The sequence below is a fragment of the Candidatus Pelagibacter sp. genome (genome assembly GCF_052049815.1).
Classification (GTDB): Bacteria; Pseudomonadota; Alphaproteobacteria; order Pelagibacterales; family Pelagibacteraceae; genus Pelagibacter.
Map to the genome: position 1 here is coordinate 24,412 of NZ_JBNGZG010000012.1, position 11,188 is coordinate 35,599.

Genomic DNA, 11,188 nt, shown 5'->3' on the forward strand with positions numbered 1-11,188 from the left:
TTCAAGCTACTTTTTGTTCTGATTTTCTTACTTTTTTACCAAACAGTGTGTTTTGATTACTATTGTTAATTTTTACTTTTATCACTTGTCCCACATCTTCATCATTACCATCAAATATAACTGAAGTCATGTACTCAGATCTACCAAAAAACTTGTTATTTTCTTCAGTTTTATTTTCAACTAAGACATCAATTTCCTTAGTTTCTAAAGAATTGTTCATTAAAATTTGATTTTCAAATAATTGTTTTTGTACTTTTTCCAATCTTGCTTTTGAAATTTCTTTATCTATTAATTTCAAATTTGATGCTGCTGTTCCTGGTCTTGGACTAAAAATAAAAGAAAACGAATTGATAAATTTAATATTTTTAATTAATTCAAAAGTTTCATTAAAATCTTTTTCATCTTCACCAGGATATGCGATTATAAAGTCGCTAGAAAATTCTATTTTAGAATTTATTTTTTTTAATCTTTCATAAGTCTTTATGTAATCACTTATCAAATGTTTCCTATTCATTAATTTTAGAACTTTATCAGATCCACTTTGAACAGGTAAGTGAACTAAAGGCATCAATTTTTTTGAAATTCCATAAACTTCAACTAGATCATCAGTCATATCTCTTGGATGAGATGTTGTGTACCTGATTCTTTTTATTTCTGGAATTTTTTCAATCTCAAGAATTAAATCAGATAACTTATAATTATCATATTTATAAGCATTAACATTTTGTCCAAGCAGAGTAATTTCCTTAACTCCATTAAAAGATAGATTTTTAGCTTCATCAATAATTTCATGAAAGGATCTCGAATATTCTGGACCACGTGTATAAGGGACTACACAAAAATGACAAAACTTATCACATCCCTCTTGAATTGTTAAAAAGGAAGATACTTTACTTGAGCTATTTTTAATTTGATTAAGATAATTAAATTTTGCTTCAGCATCAAAATCTGTTTCCTCTAATTTTTTTTGTTTTTGAAAATATTCCTTTATTTTTGAATTTATTTTATGATACGCCTGTGGCCCAATAACTAAATCAATATAAGGTTCTCTTTTTAACATTTCTTCATTCTCAGCTTGTGCCACACATCCTGCTATAATTACGAAAGGTTTTTTTTTTAATCTGAAACTTTTCTTTATTCTTCCAATATCATGATAAACTTTTTCTTTAGCTTTATCTCTAATGTGACATGTATTTAAAAGATAACAATCAGTTTCTTCAAGCACATCTGTTTTATCAAAACCAATTTTTTTAACGGTGTCAAATATTCGATTAGAATCATATTCATTCATTTGACAACCAAATGTTTTGATAAAAATTTTTTTCATCATTTTTTTGAGTTAATTTTTACTCCATATAACTCTAATTTATGGTCTACTAATTTGTAACCATACTTCTTAGCAACTTTTTGCTGTAACTTTTCTATTTCATCATCAACAAATTCAATTATCTCACCAGTTTTTACATCAATTAGATGATCATGATGGCCTTCGTTTAATTCCTCATATCTAGCTTTATCTCCTTTAAATTCATGTTTTGTCAAAATCCCACTTTCCTCAAAAAGCTTTACAGTCCTATAAACTGTGGCGATGCTAATTTTTGTGTCTATTTTGGAAACTCTCTTATATAATTCATCAACATCTGGATGATCTGTTGATTTTGACATGACTTGAGCAATTACACGTCTCTGGTCAGTAAGCTTTACCCCTTTTAATAAACATTTTTCTTCTATGGTTTCTGACATAATTAGTTTTAACCTGAATAATCAGGATTAATCAAATTTTTTTTAATCTTATATTTTTTGCATAAATCTGGAATATTTTCATATTTAACATCATTTTCGTTTTTAAAATCATTAAAACTAAAACAAAAATAATCTGTATTGTTAACCAAATTTATTGCTTTAACAGTTGATAAAGAATTCCTGATGCCTGCGAAACTACCAGGGCCTCTATTTACATATATTTGAGAGATATTATTCAAATTTTTTTTATGCTTTTCTAAAAATTCGTTAATCAAGATAGATAACCTCTCATAGTTAATTTTACTATTTTCAAGTTCAACTTTATGAATATTATCTTCATTAATGAGCATTAAAAAAATTTTTTCATTTGCAACATCTATTATTAGTTTTTCCATCTGCTATTTTTATTTGTCATTTAACTCTATTGCATCTGAAAATGATAGCAAATTTTTTTCAAATGATAAGGGCGTTCTGTCTTTGATGTATCATCGATTTAATGAGAACAAATATCCTTCAACAAACATCAGAATGAATGTGTTTGATGAACAAATGCAAATAATTAAAAATCTTGGATATAAATTTTATGATCCCAAGCTTTTTGAGGAAGAATTTAGTATAAGTAAAAAAGAAAAAAAAATATTAATCTCAATAGATGATGGTTTTAATTCATTTTATGAAGAAGCATGGCCATACTTAAGAAAAAATGATATTCCATTTATTCTATTTGTTTCAACTGAACCAGTTGGAAAAAATGGTTATATGACATGGGAGCAGATCATAGAAATTGAAAAATCACCCTTAGGCACAATTGGACATCATTCTCATACTCATGAATATCTGATTGATTTTAGTTATGATGATTTTAAAAATGATATTGAAACAGCTAGTAAAATTTTTAAAGAAAAACTTGGCTATGTTCCCTCCATATTTTCTTATCCCTTTGGAGAATATTCAAAATTTATGAAAGATTATATCTCAGAAAATTTTAATATTGCTTTTGGACAACATTCTGGAGTTATTGATTTAAATAAAGATAAATATGAATTACCAAGATTTCCCATAAATGAAAAATATGGTGATTTGAAAAGATTTAAATCTGTTATCAATTATAACCCTCTTGAATATAGATCTATTAAACCAGAGGAAAAAAAAATAAATAATAATTCTAATCCTCCAGAGTTAGTTGTTGAGTTTTTTGATGAACAAACTAATATAAATAATATTACTTGTTATTCTAATGATGGTGGTAATTGGAAAAGAACAAATTCTACTTTTAAAAACAATTTAATGATAATAAAATTTGAAGATAAGTTTTTACCAAGAAGAGGTAGAATTAATTGCTCGTTAAATGATAAAGGTAAATGGAGATGGTTTGGGACTCAATTTACCGTAAGAAACTAAATCAAGCTTTCTAATTTTTTGCTTGATGGCAATAACTTTGCATCATCAAAATCTTTTAAATTATTTTGCTCAATAATCTTTTTTAAGATTTCCACATATTTTGTGCCTGTTTCAGCATACTTATCTAAATATTCAGATAAAATTATACTATCTAATTCTTTACCTTCGGATCTTAATTCAGCTCTTGCCGTTCTAAAATCTTTATAAGATTTGTGTGTATTTAAATTTCTTTGATATGCTCGAACAGAAGCTTGCAAAATATTAAACTTCATTACTTTATGCCCTTCAGATGAATCGGATTCTTTTGGTTTTAAACCCTCTCCAGACCATGTCCACTGTCCAAACAATGCATTTCCTTCCAATGCAAATCTAGAAGTGCCCCATCCCGTTTCCTTAGCTGCTTGAGCTAAGGCTAATGAAGTTGGTATTTCGTCCATTCTTATCTTTAAAGTTGAAAGGTCTTTTGAATTTACTCCATACTGTTTGTATTTTTCATTTAACCATTTCTTTTCAACAATTGAATTTTGTGATTTTTTTATTATGGTAAATAATTTTATTCGATCTAATCTAATTTTGTTATTCTCTTCTAAAATTAAAGGCAATACAATCTGTAAAAATAATTCTTTTCTTTTTTTTATATTTTCTATTTTTTTTATTTCGTGAGGCAACCAACTTAATGCAACTGGTTTAACCAGTTTGTTTTTTCTCACATCATTTAGACTGTAATTTGTATCTTCAAATAGTTGTCTAATAGTTGATGCACTTAATCGGATGGAATCATTATCAATATTATTTAAAGTTAAAATATCTGATAGTAAATCTTTTTCGTTAAAAACCTCTATATCTTCATTATTTTTTTCTTTATTGTCCAAACTTTTTCCATCAAGTTTATAAACCATTATTTTTCTTGAATTATTTTTGTATTCACCAGTTAATATATCTTCATCAACAAAATTAATTACAATTGGAACACTGTAAAAAAATATCAATACTAAGATACACGAAATAAAAGTTCTGCCAATTGTGCCTGTAACTCTATCTCCAAATAAATAAACAAATTCACTTGTCTTTTTTTTAGAATTAAAGTTAATAAATTTCAAGTTTTTCATTGTACTGCCTCTACTTCTTTAACTTCTTTTATATAGTGCTTTAATAAATTTTGAACACCTTGCTTTAATGTCATTGTAGAACTTGGACAGCCCGAACAACTTCCTTGTAATTGAACTCTTACAATTCCGTCTTTAAATTCTTTAAATTTGATATCACCACCATCTTTAGCAACAGCAGGTCTAATTTTCTGGTCTAAAATTTTAATTATATTCTGTTCAATTTCAGAACGATTTGAAATTTCTTCATCCAAATTTTTATCAATTACAAAATCCTTACCATCAGAATAAAAATCATTAATAAGAGAAATAACTATGTGTTTTATTTCCTCCCAATTAATACTGTCTAATTTATTTACTGATATAAAATCTTCACCTAAAAAAATTCCCTCAACACCATTTACTGACAATAAATTTCTTACTAATTCATTATTAATATTATCTTTTTTCGTTATCTCAAAAGACCCATTATTAGAAACCCTTTTTCCTGGTAAAAATTTTAATGAATTAGGATTAGGTGTAATTTCTGTTTGTACAAACATGTCATTCAATATAGTAATTAATCCTGAAATTAAAACTTGATAATTAAAAAATTAATTAAATCCAACTATTTGCTTTATTTTTTTGATTTTCTCTGAGGCAATATTATTTGCTTTTTCACAACCTAAATCAAGAATTCTGTCTAAATAATCTTTATTTGACATTAATTTATTAATTTCCCCAGATATTGGGTCAAGTTTATCAACTAAAACTTGAATTAAAGATTCTTTAAATTCTGAAAAGTTTTTACCAGAAAATTGGCTAATTGTTTTTTCTAGTGTCACATCGTTTAAACTTGAATAAATACTTAACAAATTTTTTGCTTCGGGTCTTTTATCTAATTCTTTAATGTCAGCAGGTAAAGGCATAGGATCTGTTTTGGCTTTTTTAATTTTTGAAATAATTGCATCTTTATTATCAGTTAAATTGATTCTACTTAAATCTGACACTTCGGATTTACTCATTTTTTTAGTACCATCTCTTAAACTCATAATTCTAGAAAATTCCTTTTGAATTAATGGTTCTGGGATTTTAAGAAAGTTTTCTTGTTGGAAATCATTATTAAATTTTTGAGCTATATCACGGCTCAATTCTAAATGTTGTTTTTGATCTTCTCCGACAGGTACATGTGTTGCATCATAAAGTAAAATATCAGCCGCCATAAGAACCGGATATGAATATAACCCAACACTCGCTTTTTCTTTATCTTTTCCTGCTTTCTCTTTAAATTGAGTCATTCTATTCAACCAACCCATTCTAGCCACACAACTAAAAATCCATGCTGCTTCTGCATGAGCAGAAACTCTTGATTGATTAAATATTATATTTTTTTCAGGATCGATTCCACTTGCTACAAAGGTTGCAACAGTTTCTCGAATATTTTCAGTTAATAATTTTGGATCTTGTTTTACAGTTATTGCGTGAAGATCTACAACACAATAGATACAATGATTATTTCGATCATTTCCTAATTCTACAAAATTTTTTATAGCACCCAAATAATTTCCTAAATGCAAATTACCAGTAGGTTGAACTCCTGAAAAAATTTTCTTGTTCATAACAAATTAATATTTAGCTCTAATATCACTTAATTTAAATGCTTTAATTAAAAAAGAAACTAAAAGATAAAAAAGAATGCTTAAAAACACAAAAATTAAAATAAAAATTGCTTTTAACGAATAATCATTATCTAAATAATAACTAAATTCAGTAATCATTAAATGAAAAAATATTCCCATAACTAAGGAAGCAAATATAATTTTGATAAATTGAAATAAAAAGCTTTGATTAAATTTAAATAAGTTTTTATTCAGTAAATATAAAAACAAAATAATCATGTTAAACCATGAAGAAATTGAAGTTGCAATTGGTATAATTATAAATCCTATTTCTTTGAAATAATACACACTTATGAAAACGTTTAATGCTACTGAAATTAAAGAAATATAAAAAGGGGTTCTAGTATCATTGTTTGCAAAAAAGAAACTTGAAAATATTTTTATTAGAGCAAATGCTGGTAGTCCAAATGCAAAATAAAAAAGGGCTTTTGAAGAATTTATTATCGATTGATCATTAAAAGATCCATATCCAAACAAAGCAGATACTATTTCCTCAGAGCCTAAAAATAAAGCTATAGAAGCTGGTAATGATAAGAATAAACAAAGTTCGATTGATTTATTTTGAATAAGATTAATCTTTTCTTTGTTTTTTGATTGAATATATTTTGATAGTTGCGGAAGTATAACTACGCCCACAGCAATTCCAGCTATTGCTAAATTTATCTGATAAATTCTATCTGCATAGTATAAATATGAAACAGCTCCTGCTTGGAAGGACGCAATAATAGTGCCAATTAAAACATTTATTTGAGTTACACCTGCAGCAAAAATACTTGGAAATAATTTCCTGAAAAAAAACTTAATTTTTTGATTAAAATTTATTTTAAAAGATAAATTCAATAAGAAAAATTTTTTAACAAAAATATATAAAAATAATAATTGTATAATCCCACTAATTGTTACAGCGTAAGACAATTGGTAGGCAAGTTGATCTCCAATGTTGGCTGAAATTAATAATGTAATTATCAATATCAAATTTAAAATAATTGGAGATGCGGCTGCTGCAGCAAATCTATTATTAGAGTTTAATATTGCAGCAAAAAAAGATGCTAAAGATACAAACAATAAAAAAGGGAAGGTAATTCTTGTTAATTTAATTGCTAAATCTATTTTTTGATCATCTTCAATAAAGCCTGGAGCTAACAATGATACAAAAAAAGGTGCAAATAATTCAACAATAATAACTAAAAGAAACAATACTATTAATAGAATATTAAAAACTTGATTTGCAAACTTTTCAGATTTTATTTTTCCTAATCTTTGTTCAGATGTATAACTTGGTATAAATGCAGCATTAAATGTTCCTTCTGAAAACAATCTTCTAAATGTATTTGGAATTCTAAATGCCACAAAAAAAGCATCTGCTATAAAGCCAGTTCCTAAAAAGAAAGCTATTAGGATATCTCTTATATATCCAGATATCCTACTTAATACGGTAAAGAAACTAAATGTGCCTGTTGACTTAATCAAGTTCATAAATCATATTAGTCTTAATTTAGTCCTATTTGTACATATAAATACCAAAAATGAATAAAACAAAAACTGATCATTACACTGATAAAGAAGCATTAGAGTTTCATACTAAAAAAAAACCTGGCAAGATTGAGATTGTTTCATCAAAAAATATGACAACAAAGAGAGATCTTGCTCTTGCATATTCTCCTGGAGTAGCAGTTCCTGTAAAAAAAATAAGTGAAAATCCTGAAAGTGCTTATGATTATACAAGTAAGGGTAATTTAGTGGCTGTAATAAGTAATGGATCTGCAATTTTAGGATTGGGCAATTTAGGAGCACTTGCCTCTAAACCAGTAATGGAAGGAAAAGCAGTATTATTTAAAAGATTTGCAGATATAGATTCTATAGACTTAGAGATAGATTGCTCAGACGCTAACGAAATAATTCAAAGTGTAAAAAATTTTGCACCCAGTTTTGGAGGTATAAATTTAGAAGATATAGCGGCACCAGATTGTTTTATAATTGAACAAAAATTAAAAGAAATTTTAGACATTCCTGTCTTTCATGATGATCAACATGGTACTGCAATCATTACAACAGCTGCCTTAATAAATGCTTTAGATATAAGTGGTAAATCAATTAAAGATATTAAGGTAGTAGTGAATGGAGCTGGTGCCTCTGCAATAGCTTGCACTGAATTGTTTAAAAGAACAGGGGTGCCTAATGAAAATGTGATTATGCTTGATAGGAAAGGTGTAATTTATAAAGGCAGACCAGAAAAAGTTGATCAATGGAAATCTAGACACGCAATTGAAACAAAAAAAAGAACTTTAGAAGATGCTATAGATGGGGCGGATGTTTTTTTAGGTTTATCTGCTAAAGGAGCTTTACCGAAAGCTTTCGTAAAAAAAATGGCAAAAAATCCGATCATATTTGCTTGTGCAAATCCAGATCCAGAAATTACTCCTGAGGAAATTGAAGAAGTAAGACATGATGCAATTATTGCAACAGGAAGATCTGATTATCCAAATCAAGTAAATAATTTAATCGGATTTCCATACATATTTCGAGGTGCTTTAGATGTAAGATCCAAGACAATTAACGAAGAGATGAAAGTTGCTGCAGCTCATGCTATTGCTAATTTAGCAAGAGAGGATGTGCCTGACGAAGTTGTAGCCGCAATGGGTGGTAACAGGCCTCATTATGGTAAAGAATATATTATTCCCTCAACTTTTGACCCAAGATTAATAAGTGTCATCCCTGCTGCTGTTGCAAAAGCGGCAATGGAAACAGGTGTTGCAAGAAAAGAAATAAAAAATTTTGACACATACAAAGAAGAATTAAAACAAAGATTAGATCCAACTGTTACAATAATGAATGGGATAAACAACTTAATTAAAAACAAACAGAAGAGAATAGTATTTGCTGATGGAGAAGATGAAAATACTTTAAAAGCTGCAATTGCCTTTAAAAATTCTAAATTAGGTATTCCTATATTGGTAGGGAAAGAAGCAAAGATTAAAGAACAAATCCAAAAGATTGGTTATGATGATCATTTTGATTTTGAAATAACTAATTCAACAGACAATTCCAAAAGAGAAAAATATACAAAATACTTATTTAAAAAACTTCAAAGAGAACAGGGTCTTTTGGAATGGGATTGTGACAGACTTGTAAGAAATGATCGTGTAATTTGGGCTTCTTGTATGGTCGCTTGTGGTGATGCTGATGGTGCTGTAACTGGAAATACAAGACGTTTTGGAGCTTCGTTAGAAAAAGTACAAAAAGTAATAGGTGCAAGGGCTGGAGAAATAATGTTTGGATTAAATCTTGTGGTTCACAAAGGCAAAACAATTTTCGTTGCTGACACAAGTGTTCATGAATGGCCAACATCCCAACAACTATCTGAAATTGCAGTTTCAGCAGCAAGGGTAGTTAGATTATTTGGATTTGATCCCAAAGTTGCTTTTGTTTCACACTCAACTTTTGGACAACCAGTAACAAGCAGAACAGAACAAATCAGAGAAGCTGTTGAAATTTTAAAAAATAAAAAAGTAGATTTTGAGTTTGATGGAGATATGCAGCCTGACGTAGCTTTAAATGAAGAATATAAAAAATTATATCCTTTCTCAAAGATTGTTGGAAATGCAAATATATTAATTATGCCTGGTCAACATGCAGCGTCTATTTCATACAAAATGATTAAGGCTTTTGGTGATAGTAAAGTAATTGGACCATTGCTAATAGGGCTTGGTTTACCAATTGAAATTGCACCCCTAAGATGTTCAACATCAGAAATTTTAAATCTCGCTTCAATAGCCGCATATTCTTCTGATATCATTGATTATAACTTAAATAATTAGTTTTTTTGAATTCTAAGTTCTTCCAATAACAAAATACTAGCAATCACATCTTCTACATCTAAAATTGATTTAGCTTCTTTAATTACTTCATCTTTTTCATCAGCATCCTCGGCTATACCATAAATAAATATTTTCTTCTTAAAAGTATCTATTTGATAATTTGTTGCTTTAATTTTTTTATTAAAAATTATTGCTGATCTTAGTTGTGAAGTTATTAATAAATCTTTTGCAGATTGTTGAAAGTTAAATTCTTCTTTGATTTTTAAATCATTTCTCACTGATCTTACGCCATTTGTTTCCCATGCTAATTTAGTCAGTTGAAGTTTTTCTTCAGGATTATCTACTTTACCTGTCAAAAATATTCTACCATCTAGAACTTCAACTTTTACCTGTAGTAAATGATTTTTATCTCTAAGTAAGATTTTTGTTTTTAAACTTTTCTCCATAATATTATCATCTATTTGCGTTCCAACAGTTCTGGGATCAAATGCAACACTGACGCCAGTTCCAAACAAACCAGTAGAGGCAACACCAATACAGCCTGAAAGTAATAATCCCAATATCAAAATTAATAATAATTTATTTTTCATTTTTTAATTTTAAACAATAATTATAAACTTCTTTTTTTGACACTTTACTTTCATCACAAATTAAGGAGACAATTTCCTTAACGCTTAATTTTTTAATCATCTTATTGATTTTATTTTTATCTGATTCATCAAGAAAATGGGAATTATTTTTTTGATTATTTTTCTCAGAAATTACTATTGTAAATTCACCCTTTAAATTAAATTTTGTTTCGTCTAGCTTAGCAAGATCTTCTCTGACAAATTCCTCATAAATTTTTGTCATTTCCCGACAAACTAATATTTTTCTATCAATAAAAAACTTTTTTAAATCAATAATTGTTTTTTGGAATTTTTTTGCTGAGGTAAAAAAAACAATAGAACAATTTAAATTTGATAATATTCTTAAATCTTCATTTATGACTTTCTTTTTAACTGGTAAAAAGCCATAAAAATAAAATCTATCTGAAAAGCCACTTACTGATATTGCACTTGTTACTGCAGAAGCACCCGGTACAGGGATAACACTAATATTATTTTTTATGCATTCATTTACAAGGATATTTCCTGGATCAGAAATAGTTGGTGTTCCAGCATCAGATATTAATGATATCAAATGGTTTGATTTCAATAAACTTATTACTTTACTTAAATTTTTTGTTTCGTTGAATTTATGATTAGATATTAATTTACTGTTAATACTATATTTTTTAAGTAAATTTTGTGAAATACGTGTATCTTCACATAAAATATAATCAGAATTTTTAAAAACTTCAATTGCTCTTAAAGAAATATCTTTTAAATTTCCTATTGGTGTAGGTATTAGATACAAGCCAGTTTTCAACTTATTATTGTCAGATTTTAATTTTAAATTCATTATGATAATAAATTAATAT

11 protein-coding genes are annotated in these 11,188 nt (G+C 27.6%); 2 read left to right on the forward strand and 9 right to left on the reverse strand.

Features of this window, described 5'->3' with window-relative positions:
* Window position 1: 1 nt before the first annotated feature.
* From miaB to ACTT9D_RS03675, 3 genes are read right to left on the reverse strand one after another with little or no spacing between them, the layout of a single operon-like run.
* The gene (miaB, locus tag ACTT9D_RS03665) at window positions 2–1,330 is read right to left on the reverse strand and encodes a tRNA (N6-isopentenyl adenosine(37)-C2)-methylthiotransferase MiaB (RefSeq protein ID WP_440930504.1); all 1,329 of its coding nucleotides are present in this window, start codon (window positions 1,328–1,330) and stop codon (window positions 2–4) included.
* Window positions 1,327–1,743, reverse strand: a complete 417-nt coding sequence (locus ACTT9D_RS03670) for a Fur family transcriptional regulator (RefSeq protein WP_440930505.1) — start codon at window positions 1,741–1,743, stop codon at window positions 1,327–1,329. The genes miaB and ACTT9D_RS03670 overlap by 4 nt, the downstream gene beginning before the upstream one ends.
* An 8-nt stretch (window positions 1,744–1,751) precedes the next feature.
* Window positions 1,752–2,138, reverse strand: a complete 387-nt coding sequence (locus tag ACTT9D_RS03675) for a peptidase M22 (protein WP_440930506.1) — start codon at window positions 2,136–2,138, stop codon at window positions 1,752–1,754.
* A 13-nt stretch (window positions 2,139–2,151) separates the two neighbouring features.
* On the opposite strand from ACTT9D_RS03675, the gene ACTT9D_RS03680 reads away from it, so the two are divergent.
* The gene (locus ACTT9D_RS03680) at window positions 2,152–3,144 is read left to right on the forward strand and encodes a polysaccharide deacetylase family protein (RefSeq protein ID WP_440930507.1); all 993 of its coding nucleotides are present in this window, start codon (window positions 2,152–2,154) and stop codon (window positions 3,142–3,144) included.
* Here ACTT9D_RS03680 and ACTT9D_RS03685 read toward each other — a convergent pair.
* From ACTT9D_RS03685 to murJ, 4 genes are read right to left on the reverse strand one after another with little or no spacing between them, the layout of a single operon-like run.
* On the reverse strand, window positions 3,141–4,253 hold the full coding sequence (locus tag ACTT9D_RS03685; RefSeq protein ID WP_440930508.1) for a glucosaminidase domain-containing protein: 1,113 nt from the start codon (window positions 4,251–4,253) through the stop codon (window positions 3,141–3,143). The genes ACTT9D_RS03680 and ACTT9D_RS03685 overlap by 4 nt on opposite strands.
* The gene (locus ACTT9D_RS03690) at window positions 4,250–4,792 is read right to left on the reverse strand and encodes a NifU family protein (RefSeq protein ID WP_440930509.1); all 543 of its coding nucleotides are present in this window, start codon (window positions 4,790–4,792) and stop codon (window positions 4,250–4,252) included. The genes ACTT9D_RS03685 and ACTT9D_RS03690 overlap by 4 nt, the downstream gene beginning before the upstream one ends.
* 51 nt (window positions 4,793–4,843) lie before the next feature.
* Entirely contained in the window at window positions 4,844–5,848 is a 1,005-nt protein-coding gene (trpS, locus tag ACTT9D_RS03695) for a tryptophan--tRNA ligase (RefSeq protein WP_440930510.1), read from the reverse strand.
* Window positions 5,849–5,854: 6 nt separating this feature from the next.
* Complete coding sequence (murJ, locus tag ACTT9D_RS03700; RefSeq protein WP_440930511.1) at window positions 5,855–7,384, reverse strand: murein biosynthesis integral membrane protein MurJ; 1,530 nt, start codon at window positions 7,382–7,384, stop codon at window positions 5,855–5,857.
* A gap of 50 nt (window positions 7,385–7,434) precedes the next feature.
* Between murJ and ACTT9D_RS03705 the strand changes: the two genes are divergently transcribed.
* Entirely contained in the window at window positions 7,435–9,726 is a 2,292-nt protein-coding gene (locus ACTT9D_RS03705; protein ID WP_440930512.1) for an NADP-dependent malic enzyme, read from the forward strand.
* Here the strand turns inward: ACTT9D_RS03705 and ACTT9D_RS03710 are convergent.
* The gene (locus tag ACTT9D_RS03710) at window positions 9,723–10,316 is read right to left on the reverse strand and encodes a BON domain-containing protein (protein WP_440930513.1); all 594 of its coding nucleotides are present in this window, start codon (window positions 10,314–10,316) and stop codon (window positions 9,723–9,725) included. The genes ACTT9D_RS03705 and ACTT9D_RS03710 overlap by 4 nt on opposite strands.
* Window positions 10,306–11,169 carry a 16S rRNA (cytidine(1402)-2'-O)-methyltransferase gene (gene rsmI, locus ACTT9D_RS03715; RefSeq protein ID WP_440930514.1) on the reverse strand — a complete coding sequence of 288 codons (864 nt, stop codon included), beginning with the start codon at window positions 11,167–11,169 and terminating at the stop codon, window positions 10,306–10,308. The genes ACTT9D_RS03710 and rsmI overlap by 11 nt, the downstream gene beginning before the upstream one ends.
* Window positions 11,170–11,188 lie beyond the last annotated feature (19 nt).

What these genes read in the sequence shown, in the direction of transcription:
- miaB (WP_440930504.1), bottom strand. Translation starts at nt 1,330, where the DNA reads ATGATGAAAAAAATTTTTATCAAAACATTTGGTTGTCAAATGAATGAA.
- ACTT9D_RS03670 (WP_440930505.1), bottom strand. Translation starts at nt 1,743, where the DNA reads ATGTCAGAAACCATAGAAGAAAAATGTTTATTAAAAGGGGTAAAGCTT.
- ACTT9D_RS03675 (WP_440930506.1), bottom strand. Translation starts at nt 2,138, where the DNA reads ATGGAAAAACTAATAATAGATGTTGCAAATGAAAAAATTTTTTTAATG.
- ACTT9D_RS03685 (WP_440930508.1), bottom strand. Translation starts at nt 4,253, where the DNA reads ATGAAAAACTTGAAATTTATTAACTTTAATTCTAAAAAAAAGACAAGT.
- ACTT9D_RS03690 (WP_440930509.1), bottom strand. Translation starts at nt 4,792, where the DNA reads ATGTTTGTACAAACAGAAATTACACCTAATCCTAATTCATTAAAATTT.
- trpS (WP_440930510.1), bottom strand. Translation starts at nt 5,848, where the DNA reads ATGAACAAGAAAATTTTTTCAGGAGTTCAACCTACTGGTAATTTGCAT.
- murJ (WP_440930511.1), bottom strand. Translation starts at nt 7,384, where the DNA reads ATGAACTTGATTAAGTCAACAGGCACATTTAGTTTCTTTACCGTATTA.
- ACTT9D_RS03705 (WP_440930512.1), top strand. Translation starts at nt 7,435, where the DNA reads ATGAATAAAACAAAAACTGATCATTACACTGATAAAGAAGCATTAGAG.
- ACTT9D_RS03710 (WP_440930513.1), bottom strand. Translation starts at nt 10,316, where the DNA reads ATGAAAAATAAATTATTATTAATTTTGATATTGGGATTATTACTTTCA.
- rsmI (WP_440930514.1), bottom strand. Translation starts at nt 11,169, where the DNA reads ATGAATTTAAAATTAAAATCTGACAATAATAAGTTGAAAACTGGCTTG.